General features: G+C 63.9%; 25 protein-coding genes. 15 read left to right on the top strand and 10 right to left on the bottom strand.

The features are described from left to right. Positions 1–13: 13 nt before the first annotated feature. Positions 14–703, bottom strand: a complete 690-nt coding sequence (locus ACFSDX_RS22920; protein WP_382317869.1) for a TIGR04283 family arsenosugar biosynthesis glycosyltransferase — start codon at positions 701–703, stop codon at positions 14–16. A gap of 285 nt (positions 704–988) precedes the next feature. Between ACFSDX_RS22920 and ACFSDX_RS22915 the strand changes: the two genes are divergently transcribed. The 3 genes from ACFSDX_RS22915 to ACFSDX_RS22905 all read left to right on the top strand — a co-directional run bounded on the left by ACFSDX_RS22915 (position 989) and on the right by ACFSDX_RS22905 (position 3,591). Beyond that, positions 989–1,684: a DUF547 domain-containing protein gene (locus ACFSDX_RS22915; RefSeq protein ID WP_382318225.1), complete on the top strand. Its 696-nt coding sequence runs from the start codon at positions 989–991 to the stop codon at positions 1,682–1,684. 169 nt (positions 1,685–1,853) lie between these two features. Further along, complete coding sequence (arsM, locus tag ACFSDX_RS22910) at positions 1,854–2,822, top strand: arsenosugar biosynthesis arsenite methyltransferase ArsM (protein ID WP_382317867.1); 969 nt, start codon at positions 1,854–1,856, stop codon at positions 2,820–2,822. Positions 2,823–2,973: 151 nt separating this feature from the next. After that, positions 2,974–3,591 carry a DUF6134 family protein gene (locus ACFSDX_RS22905; RefSeq protein WP_382317865.1) on the top strand — a complete coding sequence of 206 codons (618 nt, stop codon included), beginning with the start codon at positions 2,974–2,976 and terminating at the stop codon, positions 3,589–3,591. A gap of 18 nt (positions 3,592–3,609) precedes the next feature. On the opposite strand, the gene ACFSDX_RS22900 is transcribed toward ACFSDX_RS22905, so the two are convergent. The 4 genes from ACFSDX_RS22900 to ACFSDX_RS22885 all read right to left on the bottom strand — a co-directional run bounded on the left by ACFSDX_RS22900 (position 3,610) and on the right by ACFSDX_RS22885 (position 8,788). Continuing rightward, positions 3,610–4,131, bottom strand: a complete 522-nt coding sequence (locus ACFSDX_RS22900; RefSeq protein ID WP_382317863.1) for a rhodanese-like domain-containing protein — start codon at positions 4,129–4,131, stop codon at positions 3,610–3,612. A gap of 85 nt (positions 4,132–4,216) precedes the next feature. After that, positions 4,217–5,677 carry a cellulose synthase family protein gene (locus tag ACFSDX_RS22895; protein ID WP_382317861.1) on the bottom strand — a complete coding sequence of 487 codons (1,461 nt, stop codon included), beginning with the start codon at positions 5,675–5,677 and terminating at the stop codon, positions 4,217–4,219. Between the two features lie 176 nt (positions 5,678–5,853). Beyond that, positions 5,854–7,200 carry a 4Fe-4S binding protein gene (locus ACFSDX_RS22890; protein WP_382317859.1) on the bottom strand — a complete coding sequence of 449 codons (1,347 nt, stop codon included), beginning with the start codon at positions 7,198–7,200 and terminating at the stop codon, positions 5,854–5,856. 259 nt (positions 7,201–7,459) lie between these two features. Then, positions 7,460–8,788 (bottom strand): NAD(P)/FAD-dependent oxidoreductase, encoded by a 1,329-nt coding sequence (locus ACFSDX_RS22885; RefSeq protein WP_382317857.1) that lies wholly within the window; start codon positions 8,786–8,788, stop codon positions 7,460–7,462. Positions 8,789–8,916: 128 nt separating this feature from the next. Between ACFSDX_RS22885 and ACFSDX_RS22880 the strand changes: the two genes are divergently transcribed. The 5 genes from ACFSDX_RS22880 to ACFSDX_RS22860 all read left to right on the top strand — a co-directional run bounded on the left by ACFSDX_RS22880 (position 8,917) and on the right by ACFSDX_RS22860 (position 13,592). Continuing rightward, a complete protein-coding gene (locus ACFSDX_RS22880) occupies positions 8,917–9,621 on the top strand; it encodes a glycosyltransferase family 2 protein (RefSeq protein WP_382317855.1) in 705 nt (234 codons plus the stop codon). Positions 9,622–9,779: 158 nt separating this feature from the next. Next, positions 9,780–10,364 (top strand): TetR/AcrR family transcriptional regulator, encoded by a 585-nt coding sequence (locus ACFSDX_RS22875; protein WP_382317853.1) that lies wholly within the window; start codon positions 9,780–9,782, stop codon positions 10,362–10,364. 86 nt (positions 10,365–10,450) lie between these two features. After that, a complete protein-coding gene (locus ACFSDX_RS22870; RefSeq protein ID WP_382317851.1) occupies positions 10,451–11,323 on the top strand; it encodes an alpha/beta fold hydrolase in 873 nt (290 codons plus the stop codon). 57 nt (positions 11,324–11,380) lie between these two features. Continuing rightward, on the top strand, positions 11,381–12,010 hold the full coding sequence (locus ACFSDX_RS22865) for an MOSC domain-containing protein (protein WP_382317849.1): 630 nt from the start codon (positions 11,381–11,383) through the stop codon (positions 12,008–12,010). Between the two features lie 199 nt (positions 12,011–12,209). Further along, positions 12,210–13,592, top strand: a complete 1,383-nt coding sequence (locus ACFSDX_RS22860; protein ID WP_382317847.1) for an MptA/MptB family glycosyltransferase — start codon at positions 12,210–12,212, stop codon at positions 13,590–13,592. Here the strand turns inward: ACFSDX_RS22860 and ACFSDX_RS22855 are convergent. The 4 genes from ACFSDX_RS22855 to ACFSDX_RS22840 form a co-directional block, all read right to left on the bottom strand. Then, positions 13,573–14,196, bottom strand: a complete 624-nt coding sequence (locus ACFSDX_RS22855) for a TIGR04282 family arsenosugar biosynthesis glycosyltransferase (RefSeq protein WP_382317845.1) — start codon at positions 14,194–14,196, stop codon at positions 13,573–13,575. The two genes, ACFSDX_RS22860 and ACFSDX_RS22855, sit on opposite strands and share 20 nt — an antisense overlap. A gap of 337 nt (positions 14,197–14,533) precedes the next feature. Then, positions 14,534–15,136: a hypothetical protein gene (locus tag ACFSDX_RS22850; protein WP_382317843.1), complete on the bottom strand. Its 603-nt coding sequence runs from the start codon at positions 15,134–15,136 to the stop codon at positions 14,534–14,536. 83 nt (positions 15,137–15,219) lie between these two features. After that, entirely contained in the window at positions 15,220–16,665 is a 1,446-nt protein-coding gene (locus ACFSDX_RS22845) for a sensor histidine kinase (protein WP_382317841.1), read from the bottom strand. Then, complete coding sequence (locus ACFSDX_RS22840; protein ID WP_382317839.1) at positions 16,649–17,314, bottom strand: response regulator transcription factor; 666 nt, start codon at positions 17,312–17,314, stop codon at positions 16,649–16,651. The genes ACFSDX_RS22845 and ACFSDX_RS22840 overlap by 17 nt, the downstream gene beginning before the upstream one ends. A gap of 164 nt (positions 17,315–17,478) precedes the next feature. On the opposite strand from ACFSDX_RS22840, the gene ACFSDX_RS22835 reads away from it, so the two are divergent. From ACFSDX_RS22835 to ACFSDX_RS22805, 7 genes are all read left to right on the top strand, one after another. Next, positions 17,479–18,156 carry a Dps family protein gene (locus ACFSDX_RS22835; protein ID WP_382317837.1) on the top strand — a complete coding sequence of 226 codons (678 nt, stop codon included), beginning with the start codon at positions 17,479–17,481 and terminating at the stop codon, positions 18,154–18,156. A gap of 171 nt (positions 18,157–18,327) precedes the next feature. Continuing rightward, on the top strand, positions 18,328–19,113 hold the full coding sequence (locus ACFSDX_RS22830; RefSeq protein ID WP_382317835.1) for a bestrophin-like domain: 786 nt from the start codon (positions 18,328–18,330) through the stop codon (positions 19,111–19,113). 242 nt (positions 19,114–19,355) lie between these two features. Then, positions 19,356–19,832 carry a thioredoxin family protein gene (locus ACFSDX_RS22825; protein WP_382317833.1) on the top strand — a complete coding sequence of 159 codons (477 nt, stop codon included), beginning with the start codon at positions 19,356–19,358 and terminating at the stop codon, positions 19,830–19,832. A gap of 45 nt (positions 19,833–19,877) precedes the next feature. Next, positions 19,878–20,933: an FAD:protein FMN transferase gene (locus ACFSDX_RS22820; protein WP_382317831.1), complete on the top strand. Its 1,056-nt coding sequence runs from the start codon at positions 19,878–19,880 to the stop codon at positions 20,931–20,933. Then, positions 20,930–21,163, top strand: a complete 234-nt coding sequence (locus tag ACFSDX_RS22815) for a DUF4266 domain-containing protein (protein ID WP_382317829.1) — start codon at positions 20,930–20,932, stop codon at positions 21,161–21,163. Before ACFSDX_RS22820 ends, ACFSDX_RS22815 begins: the two co-directional genes overlap by 4 nt. 124 nt (positions 21,164–21,287) lie before the next feature. After that, entirely contained in the window at positions 21,288–22,562 is a 1,275-nt protein-coding gene (locus ACFSDX_RS22810; RefSeq protein WP_382317827.1) for a DUF3570 domain-containing protein, read from the top strand. Positions 22,563–22,606: 44 nt separating this feature from the next. Next, entirely contained in the window at positions 22,607–23,296 is a 690-nt protein-coding gene (locus ACFSDX_RS22805) for a VIT1/CCC1 transporter family protein (protein WP_382317825.1), read from the top strand. A 118-nt stretch (positions 23,297–23,414) separates the two neighbouring features. On the opposite strand, the gene gldC is transcribed toward ACFSDX_RS22805, so the two are convergent. Next, positions 23,415–23,762 (bottom strand): gliding motility protein GldC, encoded by a 348-nt coding sequence (gldC, locus tag ACFSDX_RS22800; RefSeq protein WP_382317823.1) that lies wholly within the window; start codon positions 23,760–23,762, stop codon positions 23,415–23,417. Between the last annotated feature and the right edge of the window lie 172 nt (positions 23,763–23,934).

Genomic DNA, 23,934 nt, shown 5'->3' with positions numbered 1-23,934 from the left:
TACTGGCAAGGGGCTAGCGATAGTTGAGCAGCGCCTTGTAGGTGCGGGCGATACGGGTGGGCGGCAGCTTGAGAAAGTACATGGCAAAGGCCGTGAGGTTGGCCAGCTGCACGCGCAGCCAGCCGTTGGTTTCGTACTTGCGGGCCGACACTACCACGTCGTGCGGTACGATGTAGAAGCTGGCCACCCGCCGAATGCGCTGGATAATCTCGAAGTCTTCCATGATGACGAAGTGCTCGTTGAAGCCGCCCAGCTGCTCAAATAGCGCCCGCGTCACGAACAGCGTCTGGTCGCCGCCCCGGCTCATAATACCCTTAAAACGAGTACCGTAGCTGTTAATGCGCAGCAGCGGGTGCATCGAGTCGAACCGGAAGCGGTAGCAGCCCGCCGCGTGGCCCTGCGCCACGGCCGCCGCAATGGTGGCCACGTAATCGGGGTGAATGCCCACGTCGGCGTGTACAAAGTAGAAGACGTCGCCACTAGCCTGGCGGGCACCGTGGTTCATCTGGGCGGCGCGGCCGGGCTTGGGTGAGTGCAGCACGGTGGCCCCGGCGGCGCGGGCGGCGGCGGCGGTGCCGTCGGGGCTATGAGCATCCACCACCAGGATTTCGACGGTGCAGGCCGGCGCGTGGCGGCGAAGGTCGGCCACGAGCCGGCCGATGTTGGTCGCTTCGTTGTAGGTGGGAATGATGATGCTGAGCATAGGGCAAAATTGCGACGGGGCGGCAACTTCCGGCATAATTTTCAAAAGGCTAGTACAACCTAGGGGGCGGTAACCTGCATTTTCTTTGCTTTGCCTACGAGATTGCAGCGGCCGCAGGATTGCCGGCCGGCAATCTTTAGTGCCGCTATTTCCCGTAGGTAGTCCCCAATGAACCAGTTTATGAAAACCTCGACCCTAGCCGCGCTGGTGCTGGCCGCCGGCGCGCTCACCGCCGTGGCCGTGGTGCTGCCCGGCCTCAACCCCGTGCCCACGCCCACCTACGAGATGGCGGTCACCAGCGCCCTTGTAGACCACAGTGCTTTCGACCGGCTGCTGCGTAAGCACGTCAACGCCCAGGGCTTGGTCAACTACGTGGGCTTCAAGGCCGATGAGGCGGCTTTCAACCAATACCTGGCGCTGCTGAGCAAGAACCCGCCGGCCGCCAACTGGCCCAAAGCCGACCAGATGGCCTACTGGATTAACGCCTACAACGCCTACACCATCCGCCTCATCCTCGACCACTACCCGGTGCAAAGCATTAAGGATATTGGTTCGAAAATCAAGATTCCGTTCGTCACCACGCCCTGGGCGGCCAAGTTTTTCAGCATTGGCGGCGAGAAAATGAGCCTCGATAATATCGAGCACGGCATCTTGCGCAAGAAGTTTGATGACCCGCGCATCCACTTCACGCTGGTGTGCGCCTCTATCTCGTGCCCTAGGTTGCGCAACGAGGCTTACACCGCTGCTCAGCTCGAAAAGCAGCTCGACGACCAGGGCCGCGACTTTTTGAATAACCCGGCCAAGAATAAAATCAGCAAGTCGGACGCGCAGCTCTCGAAGTATTTTGACTGGTACAAGGGCGATTGGGAAAAGAACGGGCAGTCAGTGGTGAAGTGGGTCAACCGCTACTCGACCACCAAAATCGACGCCAGCACCAAGATTACTTACCTGGAATACAACTGGAACCTGAACAAACAGTAGGCTAGCCAAACGTGAACCTCACCGCCCGGCCCCCTCTCCAAAAAAAGAGGGGGAGCCGACCGTAAATAGACGTTGTTAGACGTCAGGCTCCCCCTCTTTTTTGGAGAGGGGGCCGGGGGGTGAGGTTCCCCGCGATAGCAACAATATTTCCCTCCCCCAACAATACAAAATGAGTTACCTCGAAACCACCGCCGACGTGTACCGCCAGGCGGCCCAGGAGCCCCAGGTGGGCCTGTGCTGCACCACCAATCCCGTGTGGCAGCTGCCCGGCCTGAGCATTCCTACGCGGATGCTGAGCATGAACTACGGCTGCGGCAGCACCGTGAACCCGCGTGACCTCACCAACTCACCTACCGTGCTCTACGTGGGCGTGGGCGGCGGCATGGAGCTGCTGCAATTTGCGTACTTCAGCCGCCGGCCGGGCGCCGTAATCGGGGTAGATGTGGTGAGCGAAATGCTCGACGCCTCGCGTGACAACATGCAAACCGCTGAGCAGCAGAACGACTGGTTCCAGAGCGACTTTGTGGACTTGCGCGCCGGCGACGCCCTGCACCTACCCGTAGCCGACGAGAGCGTAGACGTGGCGGCTCAAAACTGCCTCTTCAATATCTTCAAGCTCGACGACCTCAAGCGCGCCCTGGAGGAAACCTACCGCGTGCTCAAGCCCCACGGCCGCCTCGTGATGTCGGACCCCACCTGCGAGCAGCCCATGAGCGACGAGCTGCGCGCCGACGAGCGCCTGCGCGCCCTCTGCCTCACCGGCTCGCTGCCCCTGCAGCAGTACCTCGATATGATTGCCGCGGTGGGCTTCGGCACCATTGAGGTGCGGGCCCGGCGCGCCTACCGCGTGCTCTCACCCCAGCACTACGCCACCGATGCGCTCATCTACATCGAGAGCGTGGAGGTGTGCGCCATCAAGGACCCCATGCCGGCCGATGGGCCGTGCATCTTCACCGGCCGCACCGCCATCTATTATGGTCAGGATGAATACTTTGATGACCACAAGGGCCACGTGCTGATGCAAAACCAGCCCCTGGCCGTGTGCGACAAAACCGCCGGCGCCCTGGCCGCCCTGGGCCGCGACGACGTATTTATTTCGCCCTCCACCTACCACTACGACGGTGGCGGCTGCTGCTAGCAGTTTGCTGATATAGCAAAAAACGTCCGTCATGCTGAGCGCAGCCGAAGCATCTCTACCGCTTCATCCAAGCCGTTCAACGGTGCGGTAGAGATGCTTCGGCTGCGCTCAGCATGACGGACGTTTTTTATCCTAGAATCTATTCAAGCCTATGAAATCCCTTGCCTTATTCCTCCTCGCCGCTCTACCCCTAGCGGCCGCCGCCCAGGGCCCCAAAGCCGCGGCGGCCGAGGTGCGGCGCTACGGCATCGAGGTGGCGGGCCTGCGGGTGGGCACGATGACGGCTACGCGCCAGGCCCCGGTGGGCGCCGACGTGACGTACTCGCTGGTGAGCGACGTGAAGGTAAATTTCCTGCTCTACCACCTCAAGATTTACTACCAGGTAATCAACCGCTTCCGCAACGGCCAGTTACTACTCTCGACCGTGGAAGCGCACACTAACCAGGGCGATTTTGCCTCCAAAGCTGAGTGGAAGGGCGACCACTACGACATCGTGGCCGACCAGTATAAGCACCACTACAAGGCCACCGAGAAGCAGCCCATTCGCTACGCGGTGACCAATATGTTTTTTGGCGAGCCCCCGGCGGGCCAGGCGCGGGCCTTTGCCGAATATTTTGGCGATTATTTCGCCTTGGCGCCGGGCCAGCCGGGCACGTACCGGGCCGCGCGCGATGGCCGCGAGGACGAGTACCAATACGCCAACGGGCAGCTGGTCACGATTATCAAGAAGAACCCGCTCAAAAATTTCATCATCCGCCTGCTACCCTAGCCCAGCAGCGCAAAGGCTCTAGCGGTACACTTTCTGGCCGCGTTGCAGCCAGATGCCCCAGCTCGGCGCGAAGGCGTGCACCTGCGCCGTGGGCTGATTATTAGCATTGTAAATCGGCTGACCCTCATTGATCCACTCGAAGAGGCCGCCGTAGAGGTTGCGCACGTTGGTGAAGCCGGCCTGCTGGAGCTGAGCCCCGATTTTTTCGCTGCGCGCCCCTACCGAGCAGTACACTACAATGGGGGCATCCTTGGGTAAATCGCGCACGGTGGCCAGCGAGAATTTATCGTAGCCCACCAGCCGCGCCCCGCGCAAGTGGCTGACGGCGAACTCCGGCGCCTCGCGGGTATCGAGCAATACGGGAGCCGGCTGCTGCCGCAGCTGGGCCACGCTTACGAAGGGCACCGACTGGTGGAGCAGCCCCCGCAGCATGGCCGAGTAGAGGACATTGGTGGTGGCGGGCGGCGCGGGCTTGTCAGGCTGGCAAGCTCCTAAACCCACCAACAGCAACACCCCTAGCCACCCAAAAAGCCGAGTCATAAGCAACTGATAAAATAGGCGAAACTTCCGGGTTGATTAACCGGCCATGGGTACTTGTGTGCTGTGCAACTATGGCCAAGTCATTTCAATTCCCGGCTAGCCGCTGCCGCAGGGCGTAGCCGGTGAGGGTACCAAAGCCTACCACCAGCAGCCCGTGAAACGGCAGCAGGCCGTAGCTGCCATAGTAAAGCCCCGCCGCCAGTCCCGCCAGAAAATAAAGCGTGAGCAGGCCCTCGGCCAGGGGGAGCTGGCCGGTTTCGCGCAGGCGGTAGCGGCGGGCGGGCAGCGTGGGCGAGTGGCTGGCCCCCAGCTTGGGCGTGCGCACGAAGGGCGAGGCCCGGCCTAGGAAGCCTTGCGAAACTGCCTGAGCATTACGCAACGCCAGGCCCATCGACAAAGCCAAAAACAGCCCGAACATGGGCCCAAACCAGCGGCCGGCGCGCGGCCCCGTCCGCTGCCAGGCCGTATAGTAATAATAGCCTAGGGGCAGCAGCGTGAGCACAAAGCTCGCCGCCAGCCGAAAAGCGGGCTCAAAAGCCGCCCGGTGGGCCCGCACCGCTACCAGCGGCACGCTCAGCAACGCCATCAGCAGGATAACGGCAAACACGGTGCTATTGAGCAGGTGAAACGTCGCGTGCAGCTTGGTCGCCACCGGCAGGGCCGGGGCGCGCCACACGTGGCCTAGGTGCTTGCGGGCGGTCTCGGCGGCGCCCTTGTTCCAGCGGTGCTGCTGCGATTGCAGGGCGTCGAGGTGGGCCGGCAGCTCGGCGGGCGCCACCACCTGCGGCAGGTAGCAAAAGCGCCAGCCGCGCAGCTGGGCACGGTAGCTCAGGTCAAGGTCTTCGGTGAGGGTGTCGGCGTGCCAGCCACCGGCATCCGCGATGCAGGTGCGCCGCCACACGCCGCCCGTACCGTTGAAATTGAGGAAGTGGCCGCCCGCCTGCCGGCCCACCTGCTCCACCAGAAAGTGCGCGTTCAGCCCAAAGGCTTGCAGGCGCGTCAGCAGCGAGGCGTTTTCATTCAGGTGGCCCCAGCGGGTTTGCACCATCCCGATGGCGGGGCTGGTGAAATACGGGACGACGCGCCGCAGAAAATCGGGCTCCGGAATGAAGTCGGCATCGAAAATGGCAATGAATTCGCTGTCCGTTTCGGCCAGGCCGTGGGCCAGCGCGCCGGCCTTGTAGCCCTGGCGACTGGGGCGGCGCACGTGGGTGATAGCGCACCCTAGGGCCCGGTGGTGCGCCACGCGGGCAGCGGCCAGAGCCACGGTTTCATCGGTCGAGTCGTCGAGCACCTGAATGCGCAGGCGCTCGCGCGGGTAGTCGAGGGCGGCGGCGGCATCGATAAGGCGCTCGACTACATTCAGCTCGTTGTAGATGGGTAGCTGCACCGTCACGAGGGGCCACGCGGCGGGCATGGGCGGCGGGGGCAGCGGGCTAGCCCGGCGCGCCAATCGAGTAAGCTGCCACTGCGCGAGGCTGAACCCGAGCATAAATACCAGGCACAAGCCGTAAATAACGACCAGCCCGGTTTCGAGAAAAAGCATTGTGGGTGGAGAGCTAGAGACGATAAAACGTCTGTCATGCTGAGCGAAGCCGAAGCATCTCTACCGCTTCATCCAACGGTGCGGTAGAGATGCTTCGCTCAGCATGACAGACGTTCTTTGATGTATGCAATGCAGAAGCAAGCCCTCGTTCCAAGTAAAAAGGCCGTTATAATGGCCTACAAAATTCGCAAGGAATCGGCGTGAATGAAGGCCGATGCGGCCAGCCGGCCCTCGTGCGGGCCATTCTCCAGGTTGAGCACGCCGCGGGGGCAGGCGGTGGCGCAGAGGCCGCAGCCCACGCAGGCCGCCCGCACGATGGGCTCGCCGCGCTGGGCGTACTGCTTCACGTCGATACCCATTTCGCAGACGTTGGAGCAGTTGCCGCACGAGATGCACTGCCCGCCGTTGGTGCTGATGCGGAAGCGCGAGAAGTGCTTTTGCAAGAGCCCTAGATAGGCGGCCATGGGGCAACCAAAGCGGCACCAGACCCGCGAACCCAGCAACGGGTAAAACCCTACTCCCACCACGCCCGAAAACACGCTACCAATCGCAAAGCCATAGAACTGCCCCAGCGGCCCCGTAACCACGCCCAGCGCCGGCACCGCCCCCGAGGCGCCCACCCACAGCAGCGCCGTGAGCAGCACAATCAGCCCCAGAATGGGGTACACCAGGCGCACCTCCCAGCGCCAGGCCGCACGGCTTTTGTCGGCGAGATGGCGGTAGGCGTCGCCGGCGGTTTCGGCCAGGCCGCCGCAGCCGCACACCCAGGCGCAGTACCAGCGCTTACCGTAGAAATAAGTGAGCACCGGCGTGGCCAGAAACGACATTACCACGCCCCAAAACACCATAAACACCCCTAGCCCGCCGCCGTGCAGCAGCTGCGCCACCGTGCCGGGAAAGAGGTAATCGTACTTCAGCGGCCAGAAGTAATTGAAGTAGTATTCAGGCTGCTGCAGGGCCAGCAGCAACCCCGGCAGCAGGAAGCTGATGCCCAGCTGGAAGAACATGACCGAGGCCGTGCGCGCCAGGTGGTAGCGCGAAAAGCGGTATTTCCACAGCGCCCGGCCGCCCAGCACCAGCACCGCAAGCGTGTAAAAAGTGCCGTATAGAAACCACTGGTCGGCCGCCCGGTGGCGCAGGTTTTGGCTGAACGGGTCCAGCGCCCGAATCAGGTTTTCGAGCAGCCACGGAAACCAGTACAGCACCACGTAGAAGCCCGTGAACGCGATACCCGTAACCCAGGCCACGGCGCCCCGGCTCGTGCTGGCCCGCCGCCACAAATCGTGCGGGTGCCAGCCGGCCTCGGTGCGCCCGAAAGCCAGCCAGGCCCAGGCCAGCGCGCCGCCGCTCAGCAGCACCAGCGCCAGGCCCAGGCTGAGCCGGGCGCGGCTGGCGTCGGCATCGGCGGTGGCCACTAGCAGCGCCAGCAGGCCTAGGGCTACGGCCGCTAGGGGTAGTTTTTCGCCGGGCGGCGCGGCAGCGGGCGGCGGCGGGGTGAGGGTGAAAGGTGGGAAATTAGGCATAGGATGGTGACAAGGAAAGCTTCTTCTTAAATCAGAAACTGATAAAATTTGGTCGTCATGCTGACCGCAGCGTAGCGAAGTCGAAACATATCTACCGCTTCATCCGGGCCGCTCAACAAAGCGGTAGAGATGCTTCGACTTCGCTGCGCTGCGCTCAGCATGACAGATGTTTTTTAGTCTAGGCAACTCGATAACAAGCTTAATAATCGTGCGGCCCCGCCTGCTCGCTGCGCTCGCGCTCGGACTCGCAGAGTCCAAGCTACAACCGCCCGAATAGCCCCTTGCGGCGCGGCTGGCCCACGGCGATATCCGGAAACTGCCGGGCAAACTCGCGCCGGATGGCCGGCTCGTGCTGGCGCGAAAACTCGGCGTCGAAATTGGCTGCGGCCAGTTGGGCCACCACGGTACCGATGGGCGTTTTTTCGCGCAGCCAGCGTTCCCACACGTCCTGGCGCTGGCGCAGACCTAGGGTATTTACGCCCGTTACGGCGTAGCTTTTGCGCTGAAAATTAAGGCGTAGTAGGTGCCTACCGTTGGGGTGCTGCCAGCAAAAGCTGGTGGTATCGGCGGCGGGCTGGGCAGGTACCCGGCCGTAGGTGTGGTATTCGAGGTTGAAGAATTTGGCCGAGTTGAACCACTGCCCGCGCCGGTAGGGCGTGGGCTGGCCGCAGAGGGTGTGGGCTACGGTTTCGCCCTGCATGCGGCCTGTGTACCAGAGCTGCTCTACGGCCACCTCGCCGGGGGCGGGCTGGCGGTGCTGGGCGCAGTCGCCGGCCGCGTACACGCCGGGCGCGCTGGTTTCGAGCAGCTCATTGACCAGGATGCCACGGTCGGTAGCCAGGCCGGCAGCCTGGGCCAGCGCGAGATTGGGCTGCACGCCGATGGCCAGGCCCACCCACTCGGCGGGCAGCGCCTGGCCGGTGGTCGTGACTACGGTTTGCACGCGGCCCTGGGCGTCGCCGCGCAGCTCGCGCACTTCGTTAGTCAGTTGCAAGTCAATATTTTGTCGGCGAATATGCGCTTCGAGTAGCGCCGATTCTTCGGGGGGCAGCACCGACTGCCAGTAGCGGCTTTCGCGCACCAGCCACGTCAGCCGGATGCCCCGCGAGTGCAGCATTTCGGCCAGTTCCACGCCAATGAGGCCCCCGCCCACCACCACGGCGTGGCGGATGCCGTGGGTATCGCGGGCCATCTTTTCGACATCGGGCAGGCCGACGAAGCTTTGCACGCCGCGCAGCTCCCGGCCCGGCCAGGCGGCGGGGCGCGCTAGTGAGCCGGTGGCCAGTAGCAGGCGGTCGTAGACCAAAGTCTGGCCGGTGGCCAGCTGCACGGTGCGGGCGGCAGTGTCCACGCCGGTGGCCTCGGCGTGCACCAGCTCCAGGCGGTTTTCAACCCAGAACCAGTCTTCGTAGGGCTTCACGTCGGCGTAGCGCAAGTGGCCCAGGTAGAGGTACATCAGGGCCGGGCGCGAGTAGTGGTGGGCGCTCTCGGCCGAAACCAGCGTGATGCGGGCCTCGGCCGCCAGCCGCCGCGCCGTAATGGCCGCCGTGACGCCCGCAATGCCGTTGCCAATAATAACGAGGTGCATAAGCTGCAAATGAACGCCCAAACGCGGCGCGAAGTAGCCCCACGGCCCCGGCACTTACGTAGCTACCCCGGCCCGCCGATTGCACGGCCCCGGCTGTTATTTTACATTTTCAATCCGTTTCGCTGCTTTTGCTGACTCCTTCCCCGCGCATTGGCGTGCTCATTCCGGCCCACAATGAGGCCCTATCCATTGCGCTAGTGCTGGGCGAAATTCCGGCCGGCCTGGCGCAGGAAGTGGTGGTGGTCGATAACGCCTCGACCGATGCCACGGCCGCCGCCGCCCGCGCCGCCGGGGCCACCGTGCTGGCCGAGCCCCGCCCCGGCTACGGCCAGGCGTGCCTGGCCGGGCTGGCCTACTACGCGGCCCAGCCCGCCAGCCGCACGCCGGACATCCTCGTGTTTCTCGACGGTGACCACTCCGATTTTCCCGAGGAGATGCCCGCCCTATTAGCTCCTATCCTGAGCGGCGCGGCCGAGCTGGTAATTGGCTCGCGGGCGCTGGGCCAGCGCGAGCGCGGGGCACTGCTGCCGCAGCAGCGCTTCGGCAACTGGCTGGCGACAAGACTATTGCGCCTACGCTACGGCGGCACCCACACCGACCTAGGGCCGTTTCGCGCCATCCGGGCCGATGCGCTGGCTCGCCTAGGCATGGTTGATACCAACTACGGCTGGACGGTGGAAATGCAAATAAAAGCCGCCCGCCTGGGCCTACGCGTGGCTGAAGTACCCGTGCGCTACCGCCGTCGCATCGGCACCTCCAAAATATCGGGTACCGTGCGCGGCACGCTGGGCGCGGGCTACAAGATTCTGTGGACGATTTTTAAGTATTGGTAGGCGGACGCCAACTACGCCCGACCGTTTCGTTTCAGAAGAATTCTTGGCTAACGCAAGCTGCTGCTCCGCGTAGTTTTTTGCCTCGGCCCGACGCAATCTCGGTTTATGCATTACATTTGTACCAATTAGTACAATTTTATTTCCACCCACCGCTAGCCATGACTGGCCGACCCAAAACGTTTGATGAGCACGAGGTAATCGAGCGGGCGCAGCGCGTGTTCTGGCAGCGGGGCTACTCGGCGGCCTCTACGGAGGAGCTGCTGGCCGCCATGGGCATTGGCAAAGGCAGCTTCTACCTGGCCTTTCCGGGCGGGAAGCGGGAGTTGTTTGAAAGAACAATGCAGCAGTTTCACCGCGATAGCCTGCACCAGCTGGCGCAGCGCGTGGCGGCGAGCGCGCAGCCGGTAGAGGTGGTGAAAGACTACTTTCGCCGCATCGCCACCGCCGCGCCCGACGCCCACGAAAAGGGCTGCTACCTGGGCAACACGGTGATGGAGATGGCCTCGCTCGACCCGCAGCTGCAGCAGGCCGCCGGCCAGATGCTCCAGCAGCTAGAGGCGCTGTTCTGCACGGTTATTCGGCAGGCCCAGGCCAGCGGCCAGCTCACCAACCCTACCGATGCGCGGCTGCTGGCCCGGCATCTGCTCACGCTCTGGAACGGCCTGAGCATTACCCGCCGCCTTTACCAGGATAATGCGCAGCTAAGCGAACTAATTGATTTGCAATTATCTGTGTTGACTTAATGTTTTTTTTGCTCAATTGTGTACCGATTAGTACACAATAATTGCTTGGCTTGTTTTTATTTCACTCACCCCAGTTTCTTTTGCTGATGACTCCTCAACCTCCCGTTTACTACCGCACGCTGGCCGTGGATGGCCTCGACCTGTTTTACCGCGAGGCGGGCCCGGCCGAGGCGCCGGTGCTGCTGCTGCTGCACGGCTTCCCCACCTCGTCGCACATGTTTCGGCAGCTGTTGCCGCTACTGGCCGACCGCTACCACGTGATTGCGCCCGACCTGCCGGGCTTTGGCTTCACCACCTCGCTGCCAGCCACGGAGTTTGCCTACACCTTCGGCCACTTGGCCGAAGTGCTCGACCGCTTCACCCAGGCGATAGGACTAGCCCGGTATGCGCTCTACATTTTTGACTATGGCGCGCCGGTGGGCCTGCGGCTGGCGATGGCGCACCCCGAGCGCATCACGGCCCTCATCACCCAAAATGGCAACGCCTACGAGGAGGGCCTGAGCGACGAGTGGGCCTCGGCCCGCACCTACTGGCAGCATCCCACGCCCGAAAACCGCGCCGCCCTGCGCGCCATGCACACCCCGGAGTTCGTCCAGTTGCAGTACCGCCACGGCACGCCCGACCCCGCGCAGGTGGCGCCCGAAGGCCCGGCGCTGGACCTCTGGGGCCTGGCCCGTCCCGGCCACGACGAGATGCAGCTCGACCTCATCCTGGACTATCGCACCAACGTGGCGCTGTACCCGCGCTTTCAGGAATATTTTCGCACCCATCGCCCGCCCACGCTGGCTGTATGGGGCGAAAACGACCCCTACTTTTTGCCCGCCGGGGCGCTGGCCTACCGCCGCGACAACCCCGCCGCCCAGGTGCACTTGCTACCCACTGGGCATTTTGCCTTGGAGACGCACGTGGTCGAAATCGCCGGCCTCATCCGTACTTTTCTGGCGCCCGTGCTGGGGTAGGGCGGACGGTGGACGTCAGCTAGTACTTGTTTCTAATTTGCTAATTCTCTTGTCTTTATGCAACTGCTCTCCGTAAACGTTGGCCGGCCTCAAACACTGAACTGGCACGACCGTGCCATTACGACGGCCATCTTCAAGCAGCCCGTGGCCGGGCCGGTGGCGCTGGCCGCGCTCAACCTGGTCGGCGATGCGCAGGCCGACCTGCGCGTGCACGGTGGCCCCGACAAGGCCGTGTACGCCTACGACGCCACCCACTACGCCGCCTGGCGCGCGCTGCTGCCCGCCTGGGCTGACTGGGCGCCCGGCTTGTTTGGGGAGAACCTGACCACGGACGGCCTGCTCGAAACGGCGGTGCGCGTGGGCGACGTATTTGGCCTAGGCACGGCCCGGCTGCGGGCCGTGCAGCCCCGGCAGCCCTGCCACAAGCTCAACGTGCGCTTCGACGACGCGGGCATGGCGGCGCGCTTTGCCCAGGTCGGCCGCCCCGGCATTTATTTTCGGGTTGAGACGCCGGGCCTGGTCCAAGCCGGCGACGCGCTCACCCTGCTCGAAGCGGCGGCTACTACCATCACCATTCAGGATATCTCGCAGCTGCTGGCGCGCACCGTCGAAGCCAGCCAGCTAGCCGAAGCGCTGGCGCTACCTCACCTGCCCGCCGAGGTGCGCCGGCAGCTCAGCGGCCGCTGAGTAAGCCAATAAATTGGTTTTCAGTCGAAAACAAGCTGATAAGAATTGGCAGGGTTGCCCACCCCAAATGTGGGGGCGCGACGCAACAAGCCGCCGCTTGAGTTAACCAGCCAAGCCGCTTCCCAGGTAGCTGCGGTGGCGTTACCTGAAATTTTGGGCGTACTCTTACGCTATCCCCGGTTTCAGTGTGCGGCAAATAGTGCCTGATTTTTTTATCCCCTTCTCCCGTCTCCGCACCACCCAGCTGCTAGCCCTGCTGCTGACGGGGACCGCCTACTGGGCGCTGGCCTACGCCACCCCGCGCCCGCATTTTGGGCAGTTGCTGGGGCTATTCGCGGTGGCTGGCGCGGCCTACGCTTGGTTGCTGCACACGCGGCTGCCGCTGCGCTGGGGGCTGGGGGCGGCACTGGTATTTCGGTTGCTCTGGCTGCCGGCCACCCCGGCGCTGAGCGACGATTTTTACCGCTTCCGCTGGGATGGCCTACTGGTGAGCCACGGCCACAACCCCTTCGCCGAAACACCTCGCCAGCTGCTCGCGCACCCGCCCGCCGACTCGGCTGCGCTGCCCATAACCGAGCTACGCCGCCTGCTACCGCAGCTTAATTCGCAGACCTATTTTTCGGTGTACCCGCCCGTGTGCCAGGCGCTGTACGGCGCGGCGGCGCGGGCTTTTCCCACCTCCCAAACCGGCTTTTTGGTGGTAGTGCGCCTGGCCCTACTGCTGGCCGATGCGGGCGCGGCGGCGCTGCTGCTCTGGCTGCTGCCGCTGGCCGGCTGGCCCGCCCGCCGCGCCCTGGGCTACTTGCTGCATCCGCTGGTAGTGGTAGAGGTAGCGGGCAACGTGCACATGGAAGGCGTAGTCGTATGCTTTTTGCTGCTAACGGGCGCCCTGCTGGCCCGCCGCCGGCTGGCCCTGGCGGCGGGCGCGCTGGCCCTAGCCGTGGCCACCAAGCTGTTGCCCCTGCTGGCGGTGCCGCTGCTGGCCCGGCGCCTAGGTTGGCCCCCAATGTGGCGCTTCGGGCTGGTGCTGGCGGGCAGCTTATTCCTACTGTTTCTGCCGTTTTTGTCGGGGCAGTTGCTGGGGCACCTCGGCCGTAGCCTAGGCCTGTATTTTCACAGTTTTGAGTTTAATGCCAGTGTGTTCTACGTGCTGCGGGCGCTCGGCAACTGGCTGGTGGGCTACGACCTGGTGGGCGGCCTAGGGCCACTGCTGGGGCTGAGCGCGGCCGGCCTCACGCTGTGGCTGGCGCGGCGGGCGGAGCGGCCCCCGCTGGCGGCGCTGCCGCATTGGCTGCTGCTCACACTCAGCGGCTACTTGGCCCTGGCCACCACCGTGCACCCTTGGTACCTGGTGCCGCTGGTGGCGCTGAGCTGCTTTTCGCCCCTGCGCTACGCTCGGGTGTGGGCGGGCCTGGCGGTGCTCTCCTACGCGGCTTACCGCACCCCGGCTTACACCGAAAGCCCTGCGCTGCTGCTACTTGAATACGGTGGCGTGCTGGCCTGGGCGGCCGGGGAATATTACCTAGGTCGCAGGCCTCGGGCGCAGCAGGCCAAACCCGCGGCTAGCGCCCGCGCCAGGTAGCCAGGTCCTGGGCCGAGTCTACGTCGTGCAGCGTGGGCAGCTGGGCCACGCGCAGGCCCAAGCGGGCCGCATCGGCTAGGGTATCGGGCAGCACGGTGGCGGTGCTCCAATTCTTATTGTCGAATAGCTCGGCATGTAGCTGGTTCATTCCCAGCAGGTAATAACCGCCATCATCGGCCGGGCCCACCACCAAGTCGTGGCGCAGCAGCTGGTCGAAAGCCTGGCGCAGCAGCTCGGCGCTCAGGTCGGGGCAGTCGGTACCGATAATAACCACCCGGCCTGCGCCCGCGCCAAAGGCCTCGGCGAAGGCCTGCGCCATGCGCGTGCCCAGCGAGTCGGCGGCGGGCTGCACGCGCCAGGGCAGGCCGGGCCACTCGGGCCGGGGCTTGTGCGGGTCGGCGCCGGCGGGCGCCTCGGCTAGCCACACCGTGGCCGGCACCTGAGCCGCGGCTACTGCGGCGGCGGTCAGGGCCAACAGCTCGCGGTACACGGCCAGCGCCGCTTCGGCCCCGATGCCCGCCGCCAGGCGCGTTTTCACGCGCCCCAGCACGGGCTCGCGGGCAAAGACCAGTACGTGCGAAGCAGCAGGAAGGGCAGGATTCATGCGAGCGCTTTTTAACTTGAACAACCAGAGCGGCAAGCTACGGCCGGCCCTGCAAACGCTGCCCGCCCCACCATAGCCGGCTACTATCTGCACCGCCGCCACGCCAATCCTGCCCGCCGACAAGCGTGGCAATGCCTTGCGGGCAAAAACCCCGTTGGTCAAGTACTTACGCACCAGGCTACTCACCGCGGGCGGCAATGCCCTACGCGGCCCTTATGCCCGTAGACGGCGCGCAGTTTTCCGGCCTTTCATCACCAGCCGGTCGGCTCGGCACCCCCCTAGGCGCTGCAATAATGCGCGGTGCAAACCAATGTAGATAGCCGCAGGCCAACTGAATTTAGAATGGGTCACTCCTGTCGGGCTCCCAAAATCGCGGCGTTAGCGGATAGCATTGCAGCACGGTGCCCGTAGGCAAAACGATGAACGCCATGCTATCCCGCTCGACTTTCCCCTTTTTGCTCGTCATCTGAAACGTGTGCCAGACCCGCCAACCAGTCGTCGTAACGGTTGCGGCTTTGGGATTGGCGTGCTGCACGCTGTCGAGCAGTCTACTGACAGTGAGGGCGCGCTTTTGGGCGCGGTGGTCCACCACGTCGGCCACCGCCGCCGCCTGCATCAAGGCCGCCTGGCTGTAGCCCTTCCGAATCAGGTCCTGGGCATTGATAATAGTATCATAAAAAGCGGTAGCGCGCTGCTTGTCTACTGCCCAAAGCGCTAGCTGCCGCTGCACGGCCAGCTCGCCCATGTCCTCGGCGCGCAAAGGCGTGGCGTCGGTCCACTTCAGCGGCTTATAGGTATAGTCTTCACCCGCAGTCTTTTGAATAAGCTGCGCGATGGCCGCGTGGGCGGTAGCCGGGCCAGCAGATTGGTCGCCAGACTTGCTTTTAGAACAGCCTGCTGCTACTGCTACGAGCAGAACAACGCGTAAAAAATGTTTCATCAGTGGTTAGAAATGCACCTCAGCCAGACCTAGGTGCGCCACGGCGAAGGTAGAAGCTGGGCGCCGCTCTAGCCACCGGCCCGCTAGCTCCCTTGCGGGCCGTCCGGCACCGCGGCCCCACCCATCGGAAAGACCAGGGTGAAGGCGGTGCCCTGCCCCAGCGTGCTGGCCACGGTGCGCTCGATGGCCAGCAGCTCGCAGGCCTTGGCCACGATGGAAAGCCCCAGGCCGGTGCCATCGATGTGCTTGTGGGCCAGCGCCTCGGAGCGGTAGAGCGGGTCGAAGATGCGCGCCAGGTCATCGGGCCGGATACCGATGCCCTGGTCGGTGATGGCGCAGCTCAGGTGCGAAGTACCTAGGGCCAAGGCCACGCCGATGGTCGAGCCGGCCGGCGAGTACTTGATGGCGTTAGCCAGCACGTTGTCCAGAATCAAATCGACCAGAAAGGGGTCCGAAACGATGGTCGCGCTCACCCCGTCCTCCACGTCCACCCGGATGCGCTTGGCGCTGAGGTCAGCCCGGCGGCGGTGCAGCACCTCGTGCACGCAGCTGAGCACGCTCAGCTCCTGGCGGCGCAGGCTCTTGGCGTGGTTTTCGAAGCGGGCCAGCAGCAGCAATTGCTCGACTAGGTGCGTGAGGCGGTCAATTTCGTGCATGCCCAGCGTGATGCTTTCGACGTACTCGGCCGCGCTGCGGGGCTTGCGGATGAGCACTTCGAGCGTGCCCCGCAGCACGGCCAGCGGCGTGCGCAGCTCGTGCGAGGCATCGGCCGTGAACTGCTTTTCGCGGGCCACGGCCTGCTCCACGCGGTGCAGCAGCCCGTTGATGGCGCTGGCCAGCGTGTGCAGCTCGTCGGGGCGCGGCGGTAGGGCAATGCGCTCGGCTAAGTTGCTGCGCGTGATGCGGTTGGTCGCCGCCGTAATCTGGGTAATGGGCGCAATGCTGCGCCCCGCCAGCAGCCGCGCGCCGCCAAACAGCGCCAGCAGCACCACCGGGTACGAGCCCAGCAGCACCAGGCGCAGGCTGGCCAGCACGTGCTGCGCGGCCTCCGACGAGATGGCCGCCAGCAGGTAGCCCGCCGGCCCGCCGCCCGCCGCCGCCAGGCGCACCTGCACCTGCCGGATGGCCGTGCCCCGCAGCTGCGAGTTGAAGGGCACCCGGCCGGCCGGCGTGGCATCGAAGGTGAGCTGCTCGCCCTTGAGGTTGGGCGAGCGGTCGAGCAACTGGCCCCGCGGGTCGGTTATCTGAATAAACACGGGGTCTACCTGCACCTCGCGGTGCTCGCGCTCCTCCCACTCATCTTTGTGCGCAAAGCGGATGGTGCGGCCCGCTAGGCTCACTTCCTGCCGGTGCTTGGCCACCTCGTAGCGCAGGTCGGCGTCGAGGTCGAGGTACACGCGGTGGTGCACCACTCCAAACACCACTAGGTAGGCCGCCGCCACCAGCGCGGCGGTGGCCAGCACGTAGTACAGGGCAATGCGGTCTTTAAAGCGAAGCGTCGTCATCTTGCTCTTAGTCGCGGGCGACATACCCAATGCCGCGAATGGTCTGTAAATAATCGTCGTCCTTGCTCAGGCCCAGCTTCTTACGCAAGGCGTTCATGTACACGTCGATTACGCCCGTGTTGTACTCGAAGTGAATGTCCCACACGTTCTCGATGAGCTGGCGGCGGCGGCACACCTTGCCCTTGTGGCGCAGCAGGTATTCGAGCAGCGCAAACTCCTTCTGGGTCAGGCTGATTTCCTCGTCGTGCTTGTACACCTGGTGGGTGCCCACGTCGAGCACAATGGGCCCCACTGCAAACCGCTCGGGCGGCTGCCCGGCCGGCCGCAGCTGCACCCGCACGCGCTCCAATAATTCCTCAAAATGAAACGGCTTCTTAATATAGTCGTTGGCCCCGGCCTGCAAGCCCGCCACGGTGTCGGCCACCGTGTCCTTGGCCGTCAGGAAGATGATGGGCGTCTGGTTGTGGCCGCTGCGCAGCTGGCGGCACACCTCCAGGCCGGTGAGGCCGGGCAGCATCCAGTCTACCAGCAGCAGGTCGTAGGGCTGCGCCTGGGCCTGGGCGAGCCCCTCGGTGCCGCTGCCCACCACGTCGACCAGAAAGGCTTCTTCCTCCAGGCCCTGCTTCAGGAACCGGGCAATGCCCGGCTCGTCTTCGATTACTAGTAAGCGCATGATATGCTAAACGGCAATAAGCCCCGCTTGGGCGCGGGGCCGCGCCAGGCCGCCTGCATTTTAAGCTGATTTTAAGCTTCTGCTAAGGTAGCGCTAAGGCTGCTGGGCGTTTTAGCCCCACCAAACCAATCGCCCCGCTATAGCGGCGCATATTTTCCCTTTTTATGAAAGCCTACCTTTTGGCGGCCGTAGTGGCCCTGCTCACGGCCGCCGCCCCCCACGCCCACGCCCAAACCCGCCGCGCCGCCCGCAATGCCGCCGCGCCAGCCGCCGGCCCGGCCCAGGTCCTGCCGCCCGGCAGCGCCACGGCGCCGGTAAATACCCCTACCCCCCCAGCCGACCCCAACGGCAAGCTCGACTACCGCAACCCGGCCGCCGACCAGCTCATTCCGGTGGAGGCCGACAAGCGCAAGCCCATCACCGACGACCTACAAGCCACGGTAGTAGAGCTGCTGGAGCTCTACCACGACTCGAAGCAGAGCCACTGGAACCTGCGCGGCCCGCTCTACCTGCCCCTGCACGAGCAGCTCCAGGACAATGCCGATGCCTACCTCAAATACGCCGACCTGCTGGCCGAGCGCGTGCTGCAAGTGGGCAACCCCATCGACGGTCGCACCGGCGTGGTGGCCGCCACGGCCAACCTAGGCGAGTTTCTCGGCGGCTACCTCTCCGATAAGCAGGTGCTCATCCTCATGACCGAGCGCATCACGACCGTGGCCAAGCGCGTGCGCCAGCGCATCGACCACCTCAGCAAAGTAGATGAGGTGACCTCTAACCAGTTGCAGGAGCTGAGCTACGAGCTCGACAAACACGTGTGGCAGTTCCGGGTGCACATGCAGTAGCCCTAGGTGGCTTGCGAATGCGTCAATTGCGCCGCTCAGCCCTAGACATGCTGAGCGGCGCAATTGGCCTTTGTTAAGCTGGGTACCGCGGCCTGATTAGCTCAGCTAAAGCGGCTTACTACCCTACCTTCGTGCGGCACCTTGCGCCTGCGAGGTTCTCCCAACTTTACCGTGGACTGGATTTACGCCGTACCCAACTGGTTGCTCTTTGCTTTTTGCTGCGGCGCTACGTTGGTTTTTTCGCTGGTGGGCCTGGTGCTGCTGCGGCCCTGGGTGCGGGCCCACGTGCAGGACACGGCCGAGCACAACGACCTGGTAAGCTATTTCCTGGGGGTTTCGGGCGTCATTTATGGCATCTTACTGGGCCTGGTGGCCGCGGGCGTGTGGAGCAATTCGCAGACCCTCTCGGGCCAGGTCGATAATGAAGCCACCATCACGGCGGCCCTGTACCAGGACATGGCAACGTACCCGCCGGCGGCGCGCCGGCTTTATGAGCAGGAGCTCCGGACCTATGTCAGGGCCGTTATTCACCAGGACTGGCCCGCGCACCACCAGGGCCGGATACCGCAGGCAAGCAGCACGTTGCTGCGCGCCTTCAAAAACGACTTTCTCGCCTTTGAGCCGCCCACTCCAAGGCTGCAGATAGTGCACCAACAGGCCATTAACCAAGTCAATGAGCTACTACTGGCGCATCGGCTGCGGCTGCGGGGCGACCAAGCCAATTTACCCAGCTTGCTGTGGTGGGTGCTCATTCTGGGCGCCGCCATTAACGTGGCTATCTCCTGGTTTTTTGTCGCCGCCGATGCCACCCACCAGGTAGCCCTCACGTGCTTGGTTGCCCTGCTGCTAGGGGCCCTGCTTTTTCTGACGGCGGCCATGGACAATCCCTTCCGGGGTGCTTTCAGCGTAGATGCGAGTGCTTTCGAGTCCGTGCTCTATGAGATGGTCAACTACTGACGGCCGCCGAGTGCTCATCAGCGCACCTAGGGCTGAGCAAGGGCGCCGACCGGCAAGCAAGGGCAGGGCTGTGGCTACTTCATGAAAAACAGCTGCCTACCGCCGTATTTTAGGCTTGTTTTTGTTAAGCTTTTCCCCACCAGCCCATGCTTGCTGGTTTGGGGGCATATAAGCCCAGAGCCGGCTTTATTGCCACCGCGCCAAAGGCATTCGTTACGTTACTTTTATCAAGCCTCTTCGCCATGCGTGCGCTGCTGAATTCGTTCACCATCAGTCTTTTTATTACGGCCTCTGTCGGGGTTCAGGTCAGCTGGGGCCAAACTGCACCAGCCCCGGCCTGGAACACCTCGCTGCCCGAGGCCCTGGCGCAGGCCAAAGCCAGCCAGAAGCCGGTACTGGCCGTGTTTTCGGGCTCCGACTGGTGCAAGCCCTGCATGCAGCTCAAGCAGGAAGTATTTGACCAGCCCGAGTTTGCCAGCTTCGCCCAGGACCGGTTTGTGCTGGCGCGCTTCGACTTTCCGCGCAACAAGAAAAACCGTCTCGCCCCGGCCCAGACCAAGCTCAGCGAGGAGGCCGCGGCCCAGCTCAATAAGGAGGGCGCCTTTCCGGCCGTGGTGCTGCTCTCGCCCGAGGGCCGCATCCTGGGCCGCACCGGCTACCGCCCCGGCGGGGCCGCGGCCTACGATGCGTACCTGACGCAGCTGCTCGCTAAAAAATAACGGTCTATGCTACACTCTTGGTTAGCAGTCCGTTGGTTTACGCTTGTGGTAGCTACTACGCTAGTGGGGTTGCTGCGCAGCGGCCCCGCTGAGGCGCAAGGCACGCAGGCCGCCCCGGCGCCCCGCGCCCGGGCCTACACCCGCAGCGCCCACCTCATGGGGTCGCACTTCACGTTCACGGCCGTGTCACCCGACGATTCACTGGCCTGGCGGGCCCTGCGCGCCGGCCTGCGCGAAACCCAGCGCATCGACCGCCTGTGCTCCTATTGGGATTCGACTTCGCAGATAACCAAAATCAACCGCCTGGCCGGCGTCCGGCCGGTGGTGGTCGACCAGGAGGTGTTTGACCTGATTGAGCGCACGCTGAAAATCTCGGCGCTGAGCGACGGCGCGTTCGACATCACGTTTGCCAGCGGCGACAAGATTTACAAGTTCGACAAGCAGGCGCACGCCAGCCTGCCCGACTCGGCCACGGTGCGCAATTCGGTGCGCCGCATCGGGTGGCAGAAGGTGAAACTCGACCCGGCCACGCGCACAGTTTTTCTACCCGAAAAAGGCATGCGCATCAACCTAGCGGGCATTTTGCAAGGCTACGGGGTGCGCCGCGCCCAGGAGCTGATGAAGAAAATGGGCATCGCGGGCGGCCTCATCAACGGCTCGGGCGACGTGTACTGCTGGGGCCAGCAGCCCGACGGCAGCGGCTGGCGCATCGCCATCGGCGACCCCGCCCGCCCGCAAAGCGTATCGTCGTGGCTCACGGTGAGCGACCTAGCTGTAGTTACGGCCGGCAACTACGAGCAGTATTTCACGGTGGGCGGCCGCTACTACGGCCACATCATCAACCCCCACACCGGCTACCCGGCCACGGGCCTGCGCTCGGTCACCATCATTTGCCCCGACGTGGAGCTGGCCGACGCGCTCGACGATGCCGTGTTCGTGCTCGGCCCCGAGCAGGGGCTGGCCCTGATAAACCGACTCAAAGGCGTCAGCTGCACACTCATCGATGACAGCGGCCAGACCTTGGTTTCCAAGGGCATGCAGCTCCACTCCTACCACAGCGCGGCCCCGGCGGCCGCGGCCCATTCTACTCCCAAGCCATGACTTATTCTGTACGCTTGCGCCCGGCCCTGCTGGGCTTGCTGCTGGCCGGCGCGGCCACCTTGCCCGGCTGCGTGTCGGTAGCCGCCTACCAAAAAGCCTACCTCAACGACGAGGATATGAAGCTGGCCACTAAGAAAGTGGAAACCCCCGAGGTCAACTTCGAAAGCTACCGCGAAGGCGCCGGCGGCGCCAACGGCGGCAAAGTAGGCGGCGGCTGCGGCTGCAATTAACCAGTAGGACTTTGTAGTCCGAGCGTGAGCGCCGCTCTCATCCCACACCTAGGGCCGTTTTGACGCAGATGCTCGCTGCGCTCGCGCTCGGACTACAAAGTCCAAGCTACACTGACTATTTTTTGTGAAAAACGTACTACTCTTCTGCCTGCTTGCCGCGCCCCTGGCCGCTTTCGCGCAGGCCACGCCCACGCCCAACCGCCTCGATGGCTCGGGCCTCTCGCCCAATGCGGCGCAGCTGCCCACGCCCGGCCGCTACGGCGAAACGGAAGTCGACATCCTAGGCAGCTACTACCAGCAAAGCGGCAACCACTCGGCCGTGGAGGGCGGCATCGGCAGCCAGCACCTGACCGACACGGCGCCGACCATCCTGCTCAACGTGCCGCTCGACTCGACCACCCGCCTGGCCGCCAACGTGGGCATCGACTACTACACCTCGGCCTCGTCGGATAAAATCGACCAGGTAATGTCGTCGCCCTCGGCGGCCGATGCGCGTATCCACGCCGATTTTGGCCTGGCGCGCGTGCTGGCCGACAAGCTCACCACGGTGGGCCTGGGCGCGGGCGTATCGAAGGAGTATGACTACCTGTCGTTTAACCTGCTGGCCAGCTGGGCCCGCGCCTCCCAGGATGGCAACCGCCAGCTGAGCGTGAGCGGGCAGGCCTTTATTGATAAAATCACGCTCATCACGCCCGCCGAGCTGCGGGTGGGCGGCACCCGCAACAAAAACTACGGCTCCGACAAGCGCCAGAGCTTCACACTGTCGGTGGTGTACGCGCAGGTGCTCAGCAAGCGCCTGCAAGCGTCCATCAGCATCGAGCCGGTGGTGCAGCGCGGGCTGTTGAGCACGCCGTTTCAGCGGGTCTATTTCTTCGATAGCAACCCCGCCCTAGGTGCACCCGGCGCGCTGGGCACGGCCTTGGCCGAAGTGCTGCCGCGCCTGCGCTACAAGTACCCCGCCAGCGTGCGCCTTACCTACTACGCCACCGACCTGGTGCAGCTGCGCGGTTTCTACCGCTTCTATAACGACAACTTCGGCATCCGGGCCCACACCTTCGAGCTGGAAGTGCCGGTGAAAGTGACGCCCTTTTTCACGCTCTACCCCTTCTACCGCTACCACACCCAAACGGCGGCCGACTACTTCGCGCCCTACCTTCAGCATTCGGTCAAGGACGAGTATTTCACCTCTGACTACGACCTGTCGGCCTTCTCGGCCAATAAGCTGGGCCTAGGGTTTCGCTACGCGCCGCTCTACGGGCTGGGCCGGTTCAAAACGCCTTTTGGCGGCGGCAAGATTACCAAGTTCAAGTCGCTGGATGTGCGCTACGGCTACTACCGCCAGAGCACTGGCCTCACGGCCAACATCATCAGCGCCAACCTGGCGTTTACCATGCCCTAGGCGCGGCACCGGGCGGTTTTATCGCAATTTAATTCTAGTGACTTATGCAACACGTGGAGCGGCACCACACGCACCGCCTCGGCTGGCTCCGGGCGGCCGTGCTGGGTGCCAACGATGGCATTATTTCTACGGCTAGCCTGGTGGTGGGCGTGGCCGCGGCCAATGCCACGCCGCACAACGTGCTGCTGACGGGCGTGGCGGGCCTGGTGGCCGGGGCCATGTCGATGGCCACCGGCGAGTACGTGTCCGTCAGCTCGCAGGCCGATTCGGAGCGGGCCGACCTGGCCCGCGAGCGGGAGGAGCTGCGCACCGACCCCATTGCCGAGCAGCAGGAACTGGCCGACATCTACGTGGGGCGCGGCCTGGCACCGGCGCTGGCCCTGCAAGTGGCGCAGCAGCTCATGGCCCACGATGCGCTGGGCACCCACGCCCGCGAGGAGCTGGGCATCTCCGAAGCCATTACGGCCAACCCCATTGAGGCGGCGCTGGCCTCGGCGGCTTCTTTCACGGTGGGGGCGGCCTTGCCGCTGGCTATCATTTTGCTGGCGCCCGCCACCGGGTTGGCCTGGACGGTTTCGGTCACGACCTTATTTTTTTTAGCGGCCCTAGGGGCGCTGGCCGCCTACGTGGGCGGCTCGGGCATGCTGCGCGCTGCCGCCCGCGTCACCTTCTGGGGCGCGCTGGCCATGGGTCTCACGGCCGCCGTGGGTCATTTCTTTAACGTGGCACCCTAGGCGGAGCACGCCCTGGCCAGGGTGCTTTCGGGGTCATGCTGCCCACTGAAAAGAGGCTTCTCACCGCGGTGAGAAGCCTCTTTTCAGTGGGCAGCATGAGGCGAGCAGCGCGCGCAGCTTACAGGTTCGGTCGGTCGTCCTGGCCTTGTTCTTCCAGATAGTCGGTCAGCTCCTGGCAGAGGGCGCGCATTTTGGCGGCCATTTTCTGGTCGCTGGTGGCGGTCACGATGGTTTCGGCCATCGAGCCAATGGTATCCACCACAAAATACTTCATCGCATCCGTGGGCATGTCCTTGGTCCACAGGTCTATCTTCATCGTGCCGTCAGAGTTACGGTCCCAGATGGAGATGTTGATGGCTTTGGCAAAGTGAATGTCCTGCCCCGCATCGGTGGCCTGCCAGCTAATAGCTTCTGGTACTTTTTGGTCGTCCAGCGCGATGCTAAAACGAATTTCAGACTTCTTCATCACAAATTCAAACAAGACCGCAGATTTAGCGGATTTAACGGATTTCGCAGATACGCCCGCCTACGGCGGGCTGACTAACCTAGGTGGATGACAGCTGGGATGAGGCATCGAATAACCTAACCACAGCTGGCAGTACTTCGCAGCACAAAACAGACCAACCAAATTCAGGAGC

The organism is Hymenobacter bucti, from assembly GCF_042681145.1.
Classification (GTDB): domain Bacteria; phylum Bacteroidota; class Bacteroidia; order Cytophagales; family Hymenobacteraceae; genus Hymenobacter; species Hymenobacter bucti.
This window is presented reverse-complemented; position numbering and strand designations above follow the sequence as displayed.